Genomic DNA, 18,306 nt, shown 5'->3' with positions numbered 1-18,306 from the left:
CACCCGTCTCGCCGCTGCGCGGCGAGCCACCCTCTCCCACAAGGGGAGAGGGGAAGAAAGACGCCCCTTCGCGAACTGATAGCGACCTACTGCGCCGTCGCGATCTTCAACTGCTTGATCTTGCGATACAGCGTGGCGCGGCTGAGCTTCAGCGCACGCGCCGCCTCCGTCACGCGGCCGCCGTGCTTGCGCAGGCCTCGGCGATCGTGGCGCGCTCGGCCGCCGCGAGATCCGGCTCCGCCGCCCTCCCGCCGAACGGGGGCAGATCGAGATCCGCGTCCGTGATGACACCGTCTTCCGCGGTGCAGCCGGCGAGCCGCAGCACGTGGCGGAGCTGGCGCATGTTGCCGGGGAACGGATAGGCCGCGAGCTGCGACCAGGCCTCGTCCGACAGGCGACAATTCGGCGCCTCCTCGCGCGCAATCCGGCGGATGACGTCATCGCGGTCGGCGCGCTCGCGCAGCGCCGGCAGCCGCACCTCGATGCCGCGCAGGCGGAAATAGAGATCGGCGCGGAAGGCGCCCTGCTCCGCCATGCGGCCGAGGTCGCGATGTGTGGCGCTGATCAGGCGGATGTCGACGGCGACGGGCTTGAGCGCGCCGAGCGGCCAGACCTCGCGGTTTTCCAGCACGCGCAACAGGCGCGTCTGCAAGCCGATCGGCATGTCGCCGATCTCGTCGAGGAACAGCGTGCCGCGATCGGCCTGCACGATCAGGCCCTTCGAACCGTCGCGCCGGGCGCCGGTGAAGGCGCCGGCCTCGTAGCCGAACAGTTCCGCGTCGATCAGGCTCTCCGGCATGGCCGCGCAATTCAGCGCGACATAGTTGTTGCGCGCCCGGTTGCTGGCGGCGTGAATGGCACGCGCGAACACGTCCTTGCCGACACCGGTCTCGCCATGCAGCAGCACCGGCAGATTGTGATCCCCGATGCGCCTGAGCCGGTTCACACTTTTGATCAGGCCGGGATCGCGGCCGGCGAGCCGGTGCAGCGCGTCGAAGCGATCGACTGGCCCATCGCGGCGCGGCGCGAGCGGACGCGCCCTCCTGCGCAGCGGCGGCGCGACCTGGCCCTGGCCCAGGGCGCTGCCGTCGGCACGGCGCAGCCGGACAACATCCTCCGCGCCACCTTCGGCCCGATGGTCGAACTCGATGTAGCGCGACAGATCAATGCCGGAGGCGATCATGCCGTCGGTGAGGCCCAGCAATAGACGCGCGGAACGGCAGGCGCCGATGATGCGACGGTCGTCGTCATAGGCGATGAGGCCGCTGCCGCCGTCGCCGGGCACGGTGGCGATCCAGGCGTTGTGGAAATGGCCACGGAAGATCGCGCCCTCCATCCGCCGCGTCGCCTCCATGGTCACAGCCAGCGCAAGCTGGTGCGCGGTGCGTTCGAGATCCTCCCGGCAGGAGGTGATGTTCACCGCACCTGCGAGACGTCCGGCCTGGTCGAACAGCGGCGCCACGGCACAGGAGAACATGTGCCACTGCGCGCGAAAATGCTCATCGCGATGCACCAGGATCGGCTTCTCCTCCGCGAGCGCGGTCCCCAGCCCATTGGTGCCCTCGAAGGTCTCGGCGAAGTTCGAGCCGGTGTAGATCTTCCAGTCCAGAAACATCTTGGCATCGGCTTCGCCCGGCAGGCGGCTGAACAGCATGGTCGCGTTCGCATCCGCGAGATTGACGCAGTAGCCGGCATCGCGCAGCACACGGGCGAGATCGTCGAGCTCGGGCATTGCGAGCCTGATCATCTGCTCCATCGGTTCGGCGGCGTGCCGGATCTCGGCTTCGGTCAGCGTCTGCGGCGGCCCCTGGCGGGCCGGATCGAGCTTGTGACTGACCAGGCAGCGCCGCCAGGAACTGGCGATCCGCGACGAGGCATCGACGTCGGCCACGTGATTGGCGACGGACAAGACACGGGCGACATGATTCGAGGCCGAAAGGCTGGCCATCGCGGACGTCTCCACCCTGTATTATTGTGCAAAGTCTGGCACCACGGGCGGGGATGTCAATCGGGAACCGGGAACGGAGGCATGGCGAGCTATCTCCGTGTCGTCATGGCCGGGCTCGTCCCGGCCATCCACGTATTGCCGCGACTGCGAAAGAACGTGGATGCCCGGGTCAAGCCCGGGCATGACGATGTGGAAACAACTCGTGTAGATGATCAGAAGCGGCGGTGACTCACCCAGAATGCTGCACCGCCCTCACCAGGTGTCGATGCACGGCCGCTTCTTGGCCTTTCTCGGCTCGGGCTTCGGCACCGATCGCAGGCCCGCCATGATCCATCGCCGGGTCTCGGCGGGGTCGATGACGTGGTCGATCTCGAACACGGAGGCGATCGAGACCGCCTTGCCGTTGGCGTAGAGCTCGGCGACCTTGTTGCGGTAGTAGGTCTCGCGCTCCTCGGGATCGGCGATCGCCTCCATCTCCTTGCGGAAGCCGAGGCGGACATAGCCCTCGAGCCCCATGCCGCCGAACTCGCCGGTCGGCCAGGCCGCGGTGAAGAAGGAGGCGTGGAAGCCGCCACCGATCATGGACTGCGCCCCGAGACCGTAGCCCTTGCGCAGCACGATGCCGAACAGCGGGACGGTGAGGCTGGCGCCTGTGACGAACATGCGCGAGACGTGGCGCACGATCGCGGTCTTCTCGGCCTCCGGGCCGACCATGAAGCCGGGCGTGTCGCAAAGCGAGACGATCGGCAGATCGAAAGCATCGCAGAGCTGGAGGAAGCGCGCGGCCTTGTCGCCGGCATCGGCATCGATCGCGCCGCCGAGATGGCGCGGATTGTTGGCGATCAGGCCGAACGGCTTGCCCTCGATGCGGATCAGCGCGGTGATCATGCCGACACCGTAATCGCGGCGCAGCTCCAGCACGCTGTCCTTGTCCGCGACGAGGTCGATCACGCTGCGGATGTCGTAGACGCGCAGCCGGTTCTCGGGGATCGCGCGGCGGAGCAGGCGCTGGTCGGCCGCTTCCCAATCCGTAACCGCGCCCTGGAAATAGGACAGGTATTTCTGCGCGACGGACGTCGCTTCCTCCTCGTCCTCGACCAGGATGTCGATGACGCCGTTCGGCGCCTGGAACGAGACCGGACCAACCTCGGCCGGGTGATAGACGCCGAGCCCGCCGCCCTCGATCATGGCCGGACCACCCATGCCGATCGAGGCGTTCTTGGTGGCGATGATGACGTCGCAGCAGCCGAGCATCGCGGCATTGCCGGCGAAGCAATAGCCGGAGACCACGCCAACCACCGGCACGAGACCCGAGAGCCTTGCGAACTGCACGAAGGACGGACCGTCGAGCCCGGTCATGCCGAGCCGGTCGGTATCTCCGGGCCGGCCGCCGCCGCCTTCGGCATAGAACACCAGCGGCACGCGCCAATCCTCCGCGAGCGTCAGCATGCGGTCGATCTTCTTGTGGTTCATGTGGCCCTGCGTGCCCGCGAGCACGGTGTAATCATAGGCCACGACGATGCAGCGGCCGCCCTCGGGACCGAATTTCCCGGCATTCACGGTGGCGACGCCCATGACGAGGCCGTCGGCCGGCGTATTCTTGATGAGGTCGTCGAGCTTGCGCCGGCGGCGCTGTGCGGCAATGGCAAGGCTGCCGTACTCCATGAACGAGCCGTCGTCGACGAGTTGGGCAACGTTCTCGCGCGCGGTGCGCTGGTTGGTGTTGCGGCGGCGCTCGACCGAGGCAGGACGGTTCTCGTCGAGCGTATTGGCCTGGCGCGCGATCAGCTCGGCGAGATCGGGACGGATGTGGTCGAGATCGATATCTGCTTCCGCCGCCGTGCTGTCAGCCGCGACGTCGAGCGGCTCGAGATAGAGGATCGGCTCGCCATGCATCAGCGTGACGCCATCGCCGGCAAGGAGCTTCATGACCCGGCCGCCCTGCTCGGCCATGACCAGATGCTCCATCTTCATGGATTCGATCACGGCGAGCTGCTGGCCGGGGCGCACGATCTCGCCTTCCTTCACCTGGATCGTGACGATGGTTCCTTGCAGGGGCGCTGCCACCATCACCGCCCCTTCAGGCACGGCCTGCGCGACGTGCGACTCCGCGCCGTGAACGCCGCTTCGCTCGGTCGCCGCGAAATAGAGCGGCTTTGCCGCGCCTTCGGCCGCGCCGACGAGCTTGCCGATGTTGCGATCGATGAAATCGGTCGCGATGCGGTTGATCCTGAAATCGGGATGCGCGAGCACCGCCTGGAGGAAAGCGATGTTGGTGACGACGCCGTCGATCCGGAATTCGCGCAGGGCCCGCGAGGCTTTCGCAACCACATCATGCCAGGCCTCGCCCGGCGTATGGACGATGACCTTGGCCAGCAGCGAATCGAAGGCCGCGCTAGTCTTGTAGCCGGCATAGCCAAAACTATCGACGCGTACGCCCGGGCCCGACGGCGGCTCGAACACGGCAAGCACGCCGCCGGTCGGATGGGTCGCCCCCGTCTCGTCCAGCGTCTCCATGTTGACACGAAGCTGCATGGCATAGCCGCGCGGCTTCGGGATCGATCCCTGCGCAACGCCGAGCGCGGCCAGCGTGCTGCCCGCAGCGACCGCGAGCTGGGCGCGGACGAGGTCGAGCCCGAGCACCTCTTCGGTCACGGTGTGCTCGACCTGGAGCCGCGGATTGGCCTCGATGAAGGCAAAGCTGTCCTCGGCCGTGCCGTCGACCAGGAACTCGAAGGTGCCCAGATTGTCGTAAGAGGCCGCCGCCGCAAGCTGCTTCGCCGCCTCGATGATGCGGCCGCGCAAGGCGTCGCTCAGCGAGGGGCTCGGCGCCACCTCGATCAGCTTCTGATGGCGGCGCTGGATGGTGCATTCGCGCTCCCAGAGATGGGAAATAGCGCCATGGCGGTCGCCGATGATCTGCACCTCGATGTGGCGCGCCTGCCGGATCAGGCGCTCGGCATAGACGCCGTCGAAGCCAAACGCCGCCCTGGCCTCGGACTGGCAGCGCGCATAGGCTTCCGCGAGATCGGGCGCGCTCTCCACCACGCGCATGCCGCGACCGCCGCCGCCGGCCATCGCCTTGATCACGATCGCCGCGTTGCTGCCGAGCGACGCGAAAAAGGCCGTGATCTCCTCGAGACTCGACGGCCCGCTGGTGCCGGCGATGATCGGCACGCCGCAGCGCTTTGCCAGTTGCCGCGCCGCGACCTTGTCGCCGAACAGTTCGAGCGCTGTCGCCTTGGGGCCGACGAACGTGATCCCTGCGTCGGAGCAGGCCTTTGCGAAGGCCGCGTTCTCGCTGAGAAAGCCATAGCCGGGATGCACGGCGTCACAGCCCACCGCTTTGGCCGCCTTCACCATGGCGTCGATGTCGAGATAGGCCCGCGCGCCGCGGCCGGGAATTTCGACCGCCTCGTCCGCAACTCGCACATGCAGCGACAGCGCATCGTCCGCAGGATGGATCGCGACCGTCGCGATGCCGGCATCGGCTGCCGCGCGCGCGATGCGAATGGCGATCTCGCCGCGATTGGCGATCAGGAGTTTCTTGAACGACATGATCTCTCTCACTCAGACAGCAGCAGGCAGGATTGGATTGGATTGAGGTCCTGCTTCTTCACTTTGCCCGTGGCCGTCAGCGGCAGGGCTTCGATGATGCGGATCTCGGGAACTTGTAGACGGCCATGCGCTCGGCGCACCAGCTGCGCAGGTCTTCCGCAGAGACGGTGCCGACCGCGTCCGGCTTGAGCTGGACAAAGGCAACCGGCACCTGCCCCTTGTCGGGATCGTCGCGGCCGACCACGCCCGAGCCCAGCACCTTCGGATGCTGCCCGAGCAGTGCCTCGATCTCCGGCGGAAACACGCTCATGCCCTTGACCTTCAGCATTTCCTTGCGGCGGCCGAGGAAGTGCAGGAAACCATCCTTGTCGATGGTGCCGATGTCGCCGGTGCGCAGCCAGCCATCGATCAGGGACTCCGCGGTCGCCTCCGGCTTGTTCCAGTAGCTCTTGAGCAGCGACGGCGTGCGCACGCGGATCTCGCCTTCTGCACCAAGGGGCAGCAGCGTGCCGGTCTCGAAATCGGTGATCTTGAACTCGGCACCGGGGACCGGCAGCCCGACGAAGATCGGCTGGTTGTTGAGGTCGAAATCGTCGTCCTGGAAGCCGGCCGTGAAGGTGTTGGAGGTGTGGGTTTCCGTCATGCCCCAGGCCGCCTCCATCAGGATCGTGCCGGTCAGATCCTTCCAGCGCTTGCGATAGTCGGCGTTGAGCTTCTTGACGAAGGAGACCACGCGCACCTGCTTCAAGGACGACAGGTCGAACTCGCTCCAGCGCGGATGATCCATCAGCTCGACGGCGCCGTCGACCGGCATCGCGATGATCGTGACCTTGTATTTGTCGATCGCGGCCATCGCGCCGACGGCATCCCAGCGTGCGAGCAGGACCAGCGTCGCGCCGGAGAACAGCGGGAAGATCAGGCCGAAATTCTCGCCCGCGATCCAGAATTCCGGAAAGAACGACAGGAACACGCTGCTCTCGTCCGACAGGACCGAGATGCCGTAATTGGCGGCGGCCGTGTAGACCATGTCGCGATGGGTGTGGACGCAGCCCTTGGGCATGCCGGTCGTGCCGCCCGTGTAGTTGAGCGCTGCGACATCATCGAGCCCGGGCGGCGGCAGCGGCACAGGTGTCGGCATCGCAGCGAGCGCCGGCAACAGATCGGTCGCGCCTGCGACTGCGACACGCAGCGCGCGGATCGAGTCTGGCGTCGGAAATGTCGGCCGTGCAGGCACGACATCGGCGAAGCTGGTGACGATGATCTCTCGCAGACGCACCTCGCCCCTGACCTGCTCGACGACCGGCATGAGCTGGTCCAGCGCGACGATCACCTCGGCCTGGGTATCGTTCAGCTCGTAGGACAGCTCGAACGCGCGCGAGAGCGGGCTGACGGGAACGTGGATCGCGCCGAGCTTCAGGATACCGAAAAACACGATGTGGAATTGCGGGCAGTTCGGCAGGAAGACGGCGACGCGGTCGCCCTTGCGCACGCCCTTGGCCTGCAACAACGCCGCAAAGCGGTCGCTCTGCCGGTCGAGCTCCGCGTAGGTGGTGACGTGACCGTAGAAGATCACTGCCGGACGCTCCGGACTCCGCTTCGCCCAGGCGCGCAGATATTCCGTCAGGGGAACTTCGCCGTGCAGATAGTTGGGCGAGCGCGGCATGCCCTTCGGCCAGGCCTTGTCCCACAACCCGCGCAAGGCGGCGAGGTAGTCCTTTTCGTTGAGACCTGCACTCATGGCGTCTTCCCGTGCTGCTTGTTCTTATCGCGAGGGACGCAACGTGCCGTCGCGCGACCTCGTTACAGGTCGAGCACGGCAGAGTTCATGTCAAGGAAAACAGTTTTCCGCAGCACGGCCGATGCCGCGGCGCGGAAAAACCAGACGTTACGCCCCGACGAGGCGAATGATCCGCCGCACGGCTGACGGGATCGGTGCGATGACCGGCACGTTGAAGATCGGCTGAAGCGCGCCGGCTGCTTCACCCAGCGGCCCGCCGCCGATGATCACCGCCTCGGCGCCGTCCTGCGCAATGCAGGCCTCGACCGCGCCGGCAAGTGCAGTGCGCAACAGCGATGGATCACGCATCAACTCGTGCGGATCGCCTTCGGTGAAGCGTGTGCCGGTGTAGTGCGATCGCAATCCCAGCGTGTCCGGCAGTGCATCGATCTTCGCTTTCAGCAGCGGCGTCGTGGTCGCCACGCCAAAACGTCGGCCATTCTCCGCGGCTTCCAGCATCGAGGACTCGCCGATGCCGACGGCGGGCAATTTCGTCGTCGCCTTGATCCCGGCGAGACCGGGATCGCCGAATGCCGCGACGATGATGCCGTCGCACTCGCCGCTGCGGGCACGCGCGATCTCCTCGACTTCCGGCGCTGCTGCTTCCAGTGCATCCGCCGAGACGATCATCGTGGGCGTACGCGTTGCCGTGGCACCGGCAATGTCGAAGCTATCCGCGGCTGCAGACTTGGCAATCGCCACCATCATCGCGGTGGTCGCCTCGAGGCTGTTCGGATTGATCAGGAGGATACGGCGGTCGGCCATGCTAGCCGCCCGCCCGCGCCCGTGCGCCGATCTCCTGGAAGATCGCGGTGAGCTCGTCGACCTCGTCCTCGCCTTCCTTCGGCCGGATCCGCTGCTCCATCTCCTCGATGTGATGACGCATGGCATGGACCGCGCCGGCCTTGTCGCGGGCGAGGATCAACGCGCCGATGTCGGGGTGGGCGTCGGGCGAGCAATCCGGCTCTCCCGGCTGCTCGAAGGTCGCGATCGCCAGCGACGTCCGCAGCATCAGCTCGCGCGACATCTCCAGCAACACGCGATTGCCGGCGAGCTTGGCGACCAGGATGTGGAACTCGGCCGTCAGCGACAGCGAGGCCCAGCGGTCATTGCGATCGTGACGCGCCTCGCGCTCCATATGCGCCTTCAGCTCCGCCTTGCCGGCTTTGTCCAGCCGGTCGACCGCGGCGCTCACAGCTGCGGTCTCGATGATCCGGCGCGCGGCAAAGATGTCCTGCGCCTCCTCCCAGCTCGGCCGGTACACGAAGGCGCCGCGGTTGGGGATCTGCATCACCACCTTGCGCGAGGCGAGATGGGACAACGCCTGGCGGATGTGAATCCGCGTCGTACCGAAGGCCGCGGCGAGCTTGTCCTCGCCGAGCTTGGCACCCGGCTTGAGCCGCTTCTGGCTGATCGCGGTCAGGATGCCCTGGACCACCGGATCGTCGTCGATGCTGCGCGGATCGACGGCCTCCGGCTCCCTGTGTTTCGGCTCGGAGCGCTTCGGCTTGCGCTTGAGGGGACGGGTTCGCTTCATGCATTGCTTCTACAGGATTCTGGAATGCTGCCGGAGCCCATTTTTTATACAAACTGGCTGCCAGACTGTTTACAATATAATCGGAATATTGGCGCCAATATTTGGCACCTAAAAATTGTCGCAATGATCGCAGGGCCTTAGCGGACGGGCCGCGCTGGCACGGCGATTGCTAACCCCCTCGCGCAGGACAACGCGAAGGATGGAGCTGGCGTTGAGCGATGTACGCGGACTCTCGCTGGATCTGAAAGGCATCGGCCACGCCTTCGGCGCGACCGTTGCGCTGGACGAGATCGATCTCACCGTTGCAGCCGGCGAGTTGATCGCCCTCCTCGGTCCGTCCGGCTGCGGCAAGACCACGATGCTCCAGATCATCGCGGGCTTCCTGCGCCCGTCCCGGGGCGAGGTGCGCTTCGACGGCGCGCGGGTCGAGCATATTCCGGCCAACCGCCGCCGCATCGGCATGGTGTTTCAGAACTATGCGCTGTTTCCGCATCTGTCTGTGTTCGAAAACGTCGCCTACGGCCTGCGGGCGCGCAAGACGGCAAAGGACGTGGTCGCGGCGAAGGTCGAACAGATGCTCGGCCTCGCCCAGATGGCGTCGTTCGCGCGAAGGCTGCCCGGAGAGCTCTCCGGCGGACAGCAGCAGCGCGTCGCGCTGGCGCGGGCGCTTGCCATCGATCCGGGCCTCGTCCTGCTCGATGAACCGTTCTCGGCCCTCGACAAGAATCTGCGCCTCGACATGCAGATCGAGATCAAGAGCCTGCTGAAGACCTTTGGCGTCACCTCCATCATCGTCACGCACGACCAGGAGGAGGCGCTGTCGATGGCCGACCGCATCGTCGTGCTGAACAAGGGACGCATCGAGCAGATCGACAGCCCGGACGCGCTCTACGACCGCCCGGCGAGCCTGTTCATCTCGAGCTTCATCGGCCACACCAATCTCCTGCGCGGCACCGTCACCGACGCCGATCGCGTGCAACTGGACGCCGGGCCCGAGATCGATCTCGGCCGTTCGGCTCAGCGCCGGCGCGGCACGCCGGTAACGATCTCGGTCCGGCCTGAAAACATCACGTTCGGCGCCGAACGGCCCGGCGCCATCCCCGTCACGATCCGCGCCACCGTGCCGCTCGGCGCCGTCAGCGTCACCGAGGGCGTCACCGCGAGCGGCGAAGCCGTGAAGGTCAGCCAGGCCCGCGCCGCCGGCCTCGCGAGAGCGCAGGCCGGTGACACGGCCTGGCTCGCGATCTCCGATGTTTCGCGCGTCAGCATCTTCAGCACGCCAGTCGACGACGTTTCCAAGCATCAGCAAAGGAGTGTTTGACATGAGCCTATCCCGGAGATCGCTGCTCACCTCAGGCTCGGCCGCGCTTGCGGCAGCCAGTCTCGGATGGCCGACATCATCACGCGCGGCCCCCTCGATCGTGGCAACGACCTATCCCGGCAGTTTCGACGAAGCCTTCCGCGCGGTGGGCACTGCGCCTCCATAGCGACATGATAGCGCAAGGCCGCTCTGCTCTCGAAGGCGGAGCTTGACGGCATCATGGAAAGACGATCCGCGTCCGCGCCGCGCCCGCTGCCGGCGCATCGCCTGGTGCGAGCGTGGCGCGGCCGCCGGCGAGCTGAAACACCATCGGGCGTCCGGGCTGCTCGATCGTCTCGAACAAGCCTTTTGCGCGCGCCAGCTTCGGCGCCAGGCGGTTGATGGCCTGCTGCAAGCGGGGCAGCGAAACCGGCTTGTCGGAGGTCCAGCTCAGCGTCTCGAAGCGCTCCTCTGCCGGCCGCCGCGGGCCCATGTCACGCGGCGCGGCCGGGCGATCGATTTCCGCGGGAAACAGCAGCGCGGCAGGAATCTCGCCATGCTGCGCATCGACCACGACGGCGGGAACACGTAGCGCGCGGATCGCCGCGCGCATGCGTGCTCCCGCGCCCGCGTCGGCCAGATCCAGCTTGCTGAGCGCCACGATATCGGCGACGCGCAATTGCGAACGCTGGAGCGCGTCGTCGAGGGCGGCGGGCGGTGCCGTCGCGTCCATCACGCACAGCACCGTCTCCAGCCGCGCCTCGCGCAGGATCACCGGGTCCATCAGATTGCGGACGATGTCGGCGGGATCGGCGACGCCGCTGGTCTCGATGACGATATACTCAGGCTTGGGATCACGCCGCAGCAGCGTCGAGAGCGTGCGCAACAGGTCACCCTCGAGCGAGCAGCAGATACAGCCATTGGCAAGGCTGACCACGCCGTCGCTGGCGCCCGCGATCAGCTCCGCATCGATGTTGATCGCGCCGAAATCGTTGACCACGGCGGCGATGCGCCGCCCCTCCGCATGCGCCAGCAGATGGTTGACGACCGTGGTCTTGCCCGCCCCCAAAAAGCCCGTCAGGAGAATGGGGACCGGCATGGGTCAGCCCCCGACCACGGGGCGTCGCACCGGCTTACCGGACCGCGCCGCCACGTCCAGCACCCCGTCGGAGATCAGCGGCTGACCGCTGACGACCAGGTGCCGCACGCCCTCCGAGGGACGGTTCATCGCGGTGAAGGTCGCCCGATCCGAGAGCTTCTCATAGTCGAACACGACGATGTCGGCATCCGCGTCTTTCGCGAGCCGGCCCTTGGCGCGCATCGCGGGCGTGCTCTGCGACAGGATCTCTGCCGGGATCAGCGCGCATTTGCGCACGCCTTCCAGCAGCGACACGGTCTTGCGCTCGCGCACCCATTCGCGGATGAATTTCGTGAAACAGCCGGCCGAGCGCGGATGCGAGGTGGCATCCTCCGGCAGCGGCCAGGCATCGCCGGTGTAGGTGGTGCCGTCGGAGAGCGTCCACGGCATCGCATCGGAGGCGATGGCGCCGCCGGGATAGAGTACCGACATGTCGAGCAGGTCGCGATGATGCGCATTGTTCTCGGTGTCGAGGATGTGCCAGAGCACCAGCGACGACGGCTCCTCGGCCTGCGCCTTGAGTAGTTCCTCGCGATCGTGGAAGCGATAGCCATCGGTGACGCGCTGCACGGAATCGTAGCCGGTCCCGTTGCGCTCGACGAACTCGGGATCGCTGAAAAAGGCGGCGGCCAGCACGGTGGAGCCGGTGCCGTAAGGATAGGCCTCGACCGTGATCGGCAGGCCCTGCGCCTGCGCCTTCTCGATCAGCACGCGGCAACGCTCGACGTCGGTCTTGCTCGACGAGTTGAAATGGCAGATGTGCATGTGTGCGCCGGTGGCGCCGGCATAGCCGATCAGGCGGATATAGGCTTCCGCCGCGCTCTCGGGGTCGATGCGCGACATGAAAGCGACGTGGGTGAAGGTCGGCACGTCCTTGGCCGCAGCCAACTGGCACACCGCGGTCAATTCCTGCACGCCGGCGCCAGGCGCGTAGGCGTTCAGGATACCGATACCGATGCCGCCCTCGTTCAGGCCGCGGGTGAGGCGCTCGAGAATGCCTGATACCTCCGCATCGGTCGCGACGTTGTCGATCCAGCGCCGGTCGCGCATGGCGCTGCCGAATGCCTCCAGCGAGCTCTCCGCATTGGAGCCCGTCATCGCGCCGATGCGGGCAAAGGCCCAGTTGGTGGCGGCGCCGTAGTTCAGCACGCGGCCTTTCCGCGCCTGGCGCTCGTACCAGGAAGCGACCGGCAGCACGCCGGCCTCGAGATCGAGCGTGGTCGTCACGCCGTCGAACGCCTGCATGCGGTCGGCCGGGATCGATTGGCCGTGGGCGTGCAGATCGATGAAGCCGGGCGCCACCACGAGCCCGGTCGCGTCGATCACCCGCTCGGCGCCGCCGAGGCCCGTGCCGACGGCGGCGATCTTGCCGTCCACCACGGCCACATCCCCGATGGCATCCATCCCGCTCGCGGGATCCACCACCCGGCCACCAGAGATCACCAAGCCGCTCATGTCAAAACTCCAAGAAGTTGAAAGCCCGAGCCCCCGAAGGCCCGGCAGCTTCGGAGGACGAGAGCGGCCGCATCGCGTACCGTCCCGACGCGCATGATGCAGATTTTTGCGGGAACGACCACCGCCGCGGATGCCGATGCTGCATGCGTGTTGGCTGCGCGGCAAATGCCGGATCGATCGGCTCGATACAGTCTCGGGTTGCATGCCGGCCGATGTCGAGCTATGGGATGCGGACAAATTCATTTTCTGGAGGCGATCATGTCTACGACTGCACGCTTCCCGGGTTCGCCGCGCGATATTTAGCGCGTCCGTCCGGGATCGATTCCCGGATGAGATCACAAGACCTCATATCAGATCGAATCAACGCGGCCTGTTGGCGCGCGATTGTGAACCTGTGTCATGACAATCAATGTCCTGCCGGCCCCCTACCAGGTGGCCGGGCGCTCCGAGCTGCTCGAACGGCGGCTTCGGCGCTATCATTCGCGCGTCCAGGGCGCGGTGCGCGCGCTGGCCGTGCGGCACCCGCGCCTGGCTGACCTTGCCGCGAGCTTTCCTGCGTTGCTGTTCACGCTCGCCGTTCCGCGAGCACGGCTCGATCCCGCACGCGCGATCGCGGGCGTGATCGATGGCGTCGCCCTCGCGCAAGCCGCGGTGTTCGCCGATCTGCCCCTGTGGCTGCGCAAGCTGCCGCCCGAGGCATTCGTGCGTCCGATCCCGCGCTTGCCTGACGGTGAGCTGTTTCGCCGACAGATCGCCAACCACCTTCCGCGCTCTCCGAAGATGGCACCGACATGGCTTCAGCTCGTGTCCGAGGCCGCCGAGCTCGCGCACGAGCCGATGGCCGCGTGGATCGCGCGCGAGTACGTTCGCGCGCCGCGGCGGGTGAATCCTGCGCGATTGCGGCACCTCTGTCTTTGGGTGTGGTTTTCCAGCGAACCCGCGACGTCCGGTCATCGGTTGATCGAAAGACCGTGGAGCCCGGACATGCGGATCGATGCCGCCCGTTCGGCCGCGCACGATTGGCGGACAATCGCGACCTTGCATGTGAACCTCGGCCGTCTGCCGATCGCCGACATGTGGCTGCGGGCCGGCCATGTCGCGGGCTACGAATTCGTGCCGCTGGATTCCATGGCTGCCATCGCTGAAGAGGCGAAAGCGATGAGAAATTGCCTCAACTCCTATGGCCCGAACCTCGTACACAACCACTCTCGAATGGAGCATGCGAAAGGATGGCGAACGGGTCGCAACGCTGCGAATCGCTCGTCGCTATCGCGATCCGCTGCCGAACATCGTCGAGCTCAAGGCAGCCGGCAACGGCGATGTCTCGCGCGAGCAGTGGTGGGCGGCGCGTCAATGGCTGCACATGCATGCCCTTCCGGAGATCGACATGGGACAATGCGAGTGGGGAGCGACACCGCTCGACCGCGAAAGCTGGGTATCGCTGTGGCGGCCATACTGGCTCGCCAAGCGCCGGATCCCGGACTGGCTGCCGATGGCCCCATCGCGCGACGCGCTCGAAGCGCTGTGAGTTGAAATGGTGCGTGGCGAAATCCATCGCTGTCAGATCGACATGCGTTCGCATCCTCGCGGCGTGATCTGCCCGAGTCATGTGGTTCGCCTCACCCTCGCGGAAAGAAAGGGCGCAGGGAAGACCGGGCACCCATAAGACCCCCGTGCTGAACGAATGCACGCGCAACGCACAGGGGAAACACAGGGCAGCCGAAACCAGGCCTTCCCTGCGCGATGGTTTGACGGCCTATGCCGTGCTCTCCCGGGAGCCGAGTTCCTTCTGGCCTCCCTCGCCTCGACGAAATTCACGGCACCGCGCCGGTTGACGCGCGTGACGCCTTCGCCGGGGCTTGACCGTAGCAACGACGGCCAGGACCACACGGTTTCGCCGTACGCAGGCCATCCGGCTTCGCCGAGAGGCTCCGCCGGACATGGGCGCCGTCCGTCTTCGCGGTCCGCGCCATGCTCACGAGGTTCATCCCGCCCTGCACGCAACAAAACCGCCTTAACGCCGCCCGCGTCCACCGCAACCCGGCCCGCGTTCGTGACGACGTACGACCGCCCCTTTCGTGGACTGGGATGGCCGACACATACGATAAATCCGAATTTCGGTAAAGTGGAATATTTTCGCAAGGAGGGATTGACAGCGGTTCCGGCTGTTTGCCCGACAATCGATCCTCGCTCCGTGCCCGCTCGTCCGGTGTGCTGCGTTCGGCTCCGGAATTCGCCACACCGTTCGGAGGTCCCGCTCTTGCGGCCACGGACGCCGTGACGAATGCGTCCGACCGCGAGCGGCTCCGCCGTCTTCTCGCCCCCATTGTCATTCAGGGAGTTGGGCGGGGCGGCTTACGGTGGGCAAAGTTCCCAAAGGTTCCGTGTGATCGTCCGACCTCTTCTGCAACGCGACTCCCGTCATGCCGTTTCGCGCCGCGCCCTCCTCGGCGGACTGGTGTCGGCCGGGAGTGCCCTTGCGCTCGGTGGATGCGCCGGCCTGGGCGCGACCGGCGCGCGCTTTGACGCATCGTCCCTCTCCGCCGATCCCACCTTGCTTGTCGCCACCACGCGCAAGCCCGCGAACGGCGGTCGCACGAAACCGTGGTTCGGGCCGGAACGCGCGACGAGCATGACGGTCGCGCGGGCCAGGCTGGTCGCGCCGGACGAGAGCCGTCTTTCTCTCGCCTCCGTCGGACTCGGGGATTGGCGTCTTGATCGGATCGAGCCGGTGTCGGCCGACGCCGGCGATCTCGCCGCGCAGGCCGGCGGAGGAGACGTGCTGATCTATGTGCACGGCTTCAAGCAGACATTCGAAACCGCGGTGCTGGACGCCGCCCATCTCTCCGATGGGATCAAGTTCCGCGGCCGGACCATGGCGTTTTCCTGGCCCTCCAGGGCAGGATTGTTCGACTATGCCTATGACCGCGACAGCGCGATGTGGTCTCGCGACGATTTCGAACGCGTGCTCTCGGCGCTCGTGTCGGCCCCAGGCGGCGGCCGCGTGCACATCGTTGCGCACAGCATGGGAACCATGCTGACGCTCGAAAGCCTGCGTCAGCTCTATGGGCGATACGGCGATACGGTCACGAGCAAGATCGGCGCGGTGGTGTTTGCCGCGCCCGACATCGACATGGACGTGTTCTCGTCGGCGGTCCAGCGCATCGGCCCGCTGGCCGGCAAGATCACCGTGATCGCCGCGACGAACGATCGCGCTTTGGCGCTGTCGGGACAGATCGCAGGCGGAATGACGAGAGTCGGCGCGGCCGAAAAGGCCGCCATCGCGCGGCTCGGCGTGCGCGTGGTCGATGCCTCACAGGAAGGCTGGGGCATCATCAACCACGACCTGTTCCTGTCGAATGCGGAAGTGCAGCGGGTGATCCGCCGCTCGATCGACGGCACGACGGCGTGAGAGAGCGGCCGTGCCGCATGAGATTGATGCCTTGCAATCGATGACGCCCAAGCGACGTCCATTACGACGGTAATCTTTGCTCGGCGATGATCCGCACGGGTGGAAAGACGACGCAGTCCGCCACGTCGAACAGCACTTCAATGCTGCGATCAAAGGCCCGCGCAAAGGCCATCGCATCATCGCGCCGTTCATCGGCAACGGCAGTGCCGAGCGTGCAATGGGGCGTCCAGGCGCCAGGCCGGTAATGAGGACGACAATGTGCTGGATCGATTGCCGCGCTGATGGCGCCGTGGATGCGAACCAGGGTTTCGTCGACCTCCGGCTCCGCCCAGAGAACGAGCGGAGAGCCTTCGAACCAACAAATTCGTTTGAACGCGATCCGCAGTTGCGTCTCGCCGGCAATGGCTGCCTGCATCACGTCCCACGCAGCCTTCTCGTCAGCCCGAGGCGAGTCGTAGATGGCAAATGTAAAATGCGGCCGATACCTTAGGGCGCGCATCGAGGGCTCGACCTCGAACGCGGCAACCTGATCCCACAACCGCTCGATCTCGCCTGCTGAATCATTATCGGCCCGGATATTGATCGCCAATGCCACAGGCTCACCCAAGGGGCGGAACAATCAAATGGAGATCAAGGGAAAGGCTGGCTTCGAGAAATGGCGCTCCCTAGGGGAATCGAACCCCTGTTTCAGCCTTGAGAGGGCCGCGTCCTAACCGCTAGACGAAGGGAGCGTGAGGGCTAGCCAATAACCTCGAAATTTGTCCGCCGCAAGGACCCCGACGGGCCTTTTACGGCTCGTTGGCAAATTTCAGCTTTCCGGCCGGCTTCAGGGTGTGGGCATCGAAGGTGCGGATCTCGGTGATGCCGCCGACGTCCAGCGTGACCACGAGCCGGTCCCCGGCGACGCCGGTCGCGACGATCCTGGCGCCCTTCGGCAGAGTGGCGGTGACGTCGCCCACCGGTTCGGGCGCCCTTCCCTCCGACTTGAAAAGGCGGTAGCCCACCGCGATCAGCACGGCGCAGATCGCCAGCGCCGTGGTCAACCCCGCGATCAGCATCATCCGCCGCACCCGCGCGAACAGCGCGGCCTGCTCGGGGGTCGGTTCGGGAACAGCGGTATCAGACGTCGTCATGGAAAGCTCTGGGTCTGCGCAAAGGTTGGAGGTCGTGGTCGCCGGCGACGAGGGCTCGGCCCGGCTCGACCGCGTGCTGGCGGCGCGCCGGCCGGAGCTGTCGCGATCGAGGCTGAAGGCCCTGATCCTGGCGGGCGCAGTGCACCTGAAGGCCTCCGCGGTCCGCGCCCCCGCTTATCACGTCAGTCCCGGCGATACGATCATAATCGACGTGCCGGAGGCGGCGCCCGCCGAGCCCAAGGGGGAGGAGATCGCCCTCGATATCGTGTTCGAGGACGACGACATCATCGTCATCAACAAGCCGAAAGGGCTGGTGGTGCACCCCGCGGCCGGGCACGAGACCGGCACCCTGGTCAACGCGCTGATCGCCCATTGCGGCGCCTCGCTGTCGGGCATCGGCGGGGTGCGCCGGCCCGGCATCGTGCATCGGCTCGACAAGGACACGACGGGGCTGATGGTGGTCGCCAAGAACGACCTCGCGCATGCCTCGCTGTCAGCCCAATTCGCCGACCACGGCCGCACCGGCGCGATGCGCCGCGGCTACATGGCCTTTGCCTGGGGGGTGCCGAACCGGCATCGCGGCACGGTGGACGCGCCGATCGATCGCCACCCGCATGCGCGCGAGAAGATGGCGGTGCGCCAGGGCGGCCGCGAGGCGGTGACGCATTGGGAGATCCTGGACAGCTTTGCGAGGCGCGACGGCAAGCCCGTCGCCGCCCTGCTCGCCTGCGAGCTCGAGACCGGCCGCACCCATCAGATCCGCGTCCACCTCGCTCATATCGGTCACCCCCTGATGGGCGACGCCGTCTATGGCCCGCATTTCAAGACCAAGGCCAACCAGCTCGGCCCTGAGGCGCAGGCTGCTTTGGCGGCACTGGGGCGGCAGGCCCTACATGCTTACCTGCTGGTGTTGGAGCACCCGAGGACAGGAGAATTACTCCACTGGGAGGCGCCTCTGCCGGAGGATTTGCTTCTCCTCGAACGCGCCCTCAAAGCGGCGCTATGACGCAGGCCGCTTCAGAAAGCCTTTACATTACAAAAAGTTATA

Annotated in this window: 11 protein-coding genes, 1 tRNA gene and 2 pseudogenes; 4 read left to right on the top strand and 10 right to left on the bottom strand. The window is 66.4% G+C overall.

Annotated features, from left to right (window positions below; translation table 11 throughout):
* Positions 1–86 precede the first annotated feature (86 nt).
* From ABIF91_RS23265 to ABIF91_RS23245, 5 genes and pseudogenes are all read right to left on the bottom strand, one after another.
* Positions 87–1,948 (bottom strand): annotated as a pseudogene (locus tag ABIF91_RS23265) (sigma-54-dependent Fis family transcriptional regulator).
* A 252-nt stretch (positions 1,949–2,200) separates the two neighbouring features.
* On the bottom strand, positions 2,201–5,506 hold the full coding sequence (locus ABIF91_RS23260) for an acetyl-CoA carboxylase family protein (RefSeq protein ID WP_028178460.1): 3,306 nt from the start codon (positions 5,504–5,506) through the stop codon (positions 2,201–2,203).
* 8 nt (positions 5,507–5,514) lie between these two features.
* Positions 5,515–7,244, bottom strand: a pseudogene (locus ABIF91_RS23255) (AMP-binding protein).
* Between the two features lie 147 nt (positions 7,245–7,391).
* Complete coding sequence (locus tag ABIF91_RS23250) at positions 7,392–8,048, bottom strand: aspartate/glutamate racemase family protein (protein WP_028178462.1); 657 nt, start codon at positions 8,046–8,048, stop codon at positions 7,392–7,394.
* Position 8,049: 1 nt separating this feature from the next.
* A complete protein-coding gene (locus ABIF91_RS23245) occupies positions 8,050–8,820 on the bottom strand; it encodes a GntR family transcriptional regulator (RefSeq protein WP_028178463.1) in 771 nt (256 codons plus the stop codon).
* Between the two features lie 199 nt (positions 8,821–9,019).
* Here ABIF91_RS23245 and ABIF91_RS23240 point away from each other — a divergent pair, with 199 nt between their 5' ends.
* Positions 9,020–10,141, top strand: a complete 1,122-nt coding sequence (locus tag ABIF91_RS23240; protein ID WP_028178464.1) for an ABC transporter ATP-binding protein — start codon at positions 9,020–9,022, stop codon at positions 10,139–10,141.
* A 217-nt stretch (positions 10,142–10,358) separates the two neighbouring features.
* On the opposite strand, the gene ABIF91_RS23235 is transcribed toward ABIF91_RS23240, so the two are convergent.
* Both ABIF91_RS23235 and ABIF91_RS23230 read right to left on the bottom strand, forming a co-directional pair.
* Positions 10,359–11,219, bottom strand: a complete 861-nt coding sequence (locus tag ABIF91_RS23235; RefSeq protein WP_424579418.1) for a CobW family GTP-binding protein — start codon at positions 11,217–11,219, stop codon at positions 10,359–10,361.
* A gap of 3 nt (positions 11,220–11,222) precedes the next feature.
* Positions 11,223–12,713, bottom strand: a complete 1,491-nt coding sequence (locus tag ABIF91_RS23230) for an amidohydrolase family protein (protein ID WP_028178472.1) — start codon at positions 12,711–12,713, stop codon at positions 11,223–11,225.
* A gap of 399 nt (positions 12,714–13,112) precedes the next feature.
* Between ABIF91_RS23230 and ABIF91_RS23225 the strand changes: the two genes are divergently transcribed.
* Together ABIF91_RS23225 and ABIF91_RS23220 are read left to right on the top strand one after the other, a co-directional pair.
* Positions 13,113–14,246, top strand: a complete 1,134-nt coding sequence (locus ABIF91_RS23225) for a PcfJ domain-containing protein (RefSeq protein ID WP_245285449.1) — start codon at positions 13,113–13,115, stop codon at positions 14,244–14,246.
* Between the two features lie 853 nt (positions 14,247–15,099).
* Complete coding sequence (locus ABIF91_RS23220) at positions 15,100–16,125, top strand: alpha/beta hydrolase (RefSeq protein ID WP_028178475.1); 1,026 nt, start codon at positions 15,100–15,102, stop codon at positions 16,123–16,125.
* A gap of 61 nt (positions 16,126–16,186) precedes the next feature.
* On the opposite strand, the gene ABIF91_RS23215 is transcribed toward ABIF91_RS23220, so the two are convergent.
* The 3 genes from ABIF91_RS23215 to ABIF91_RS23205 all read right to left on the bottom strand — a co-directional run bounded on the left by ABIF91_RS23215 (position 16,187) and on the right by ABIF91_RS23205 (position 17,258).
* On the bottom strand, positions 16,187–16,720 hold the full coding sequence (locus tag ABIF91_RS23215; protein WP_028178476.1) for a 2'-5' RNA ligase family protein: 534 nt from the start codon (positions 16,718–16,720) through the stop codon (positions 16,187–16,189).
* Positions 16,721–16,781: 61 nt separating this feature from the next.
* Positions 16,782–16,856: transfer RNA gene (locus tag ABIF91_RS23210), tRNA-Glu, on the bottom strand.
* A gap of 57 nt (positions 16,857–16,913) precedes the next feature.
* Positions 16,914–17,258 (bottom strand): hypothetical protein, encoded by a 345-nt coding sequence (locus ABIF91_RS23205; protein WP_028178477.1) that lies wholly within the window; start codon positions 17,256–17,258, stop codon positions 16,914–16,916.
* Here ABIF91_RS23205 and ABIF91_RS23200 point away from each other — a divergent pair.
* On the top strand, positions 17,257–18,264 hold the full coding sequence (locus tag ABIF91_RS23200) for an RluA family pseudouridine synthase (protein ID WP_028178478.1): 1,008 nt from the start codon (positions 17,257–17,259) through the stop codon (positions 18,262–18,264). The genes ABIF91_RS23205 and ABIF91_RS23200 overlap by 2 nt on opposite strands.
* Positions 18,265–18,306: the final 42 nt, after the last annotated feature.

Source organism: Bradyrhizobium sp. USDA 241 (assembly GCF_049739505.1).
GTDB classification, from domain to species: Bacteria; Pseudomonadota; Alphaproteobacteria; order Rhizobiales; family Xanthobacteraceae; genus Bradyrhizobium; species Bradyrhizobium liaoningense.
Note: the sequence above shows the minus strand (reverse complement) of the source record. Positions and strands in the feature narration are given on the sequence as shown.

Bases quoted from the DNA above. Each gene is read 5' to 3' on its own strand.
- ABIF91_RS23260 (WP_028178460.1), bottom strand. From the start codon at position 5,506: ATGTCGTTCAAGAAACTCCTGATCGCCAATCGCGGCGAGATCGCCATT.
- ABIF91_RS23250 (WP_028178462.1), bottom strand. From the start codon at position 8,048: ATGGCCGACCGCCGTATCCTCCTGATCAATCCGAACAGCCTCGAGGCG.
- ABIF91_RS23245 (WP_028178463.1), bottom strand. From the start codon at position 8,820: ATGAAGCGAACCCGTCCCCTCAAGCGCAAGCCGAAGCGCTCCGAGCCG.
- ABIF91_RS23240 (WP_028178464.1), top strand. From the start codon at position 9,020: ATGGAGCTGGCGTTGAGCGATGTACGCGGACTCTCGCTGGATCTGAAA.
- ABIF91_RS23235 (WP_424579418.1), bottom strand. From the start codon at position 11,219: ATGCCGGTCCCCATTCTCCTGACGGGCTTTTTGGGGGCGGGCAAGACC.
- ABIF91_RS23230 (WP_028178472.1), bottom strand. From the start codon at position 12,713: ATGAGCGGCTTGGTGATCTCTGGTGGCCGGGTGGTGGATCCCGCGAGC.
- ABIF91_RS23225 (WP_245285449.1), top strand. From the start codon at position 13,113: ATGACAATCAATGTCCTGCCGGCCCCCTACCAGGTGGCCGGGCGCTCC.
- ABIF91_RS23200 (WP_028178478.1), top strand. From the start codon at position 17,257: ATGGAAAGCTCTGGGTCTGCGCAAAGGTTGGAGGTCGTGGTCGCCGGC.
- ABIF91_RS23205 (WP_028178477.1), bottom strand. From the start codon at position 17,258: ATGACGACGTCTGATACCGCTGTTCCCGAACCGACCCCCGAGCAGGCC.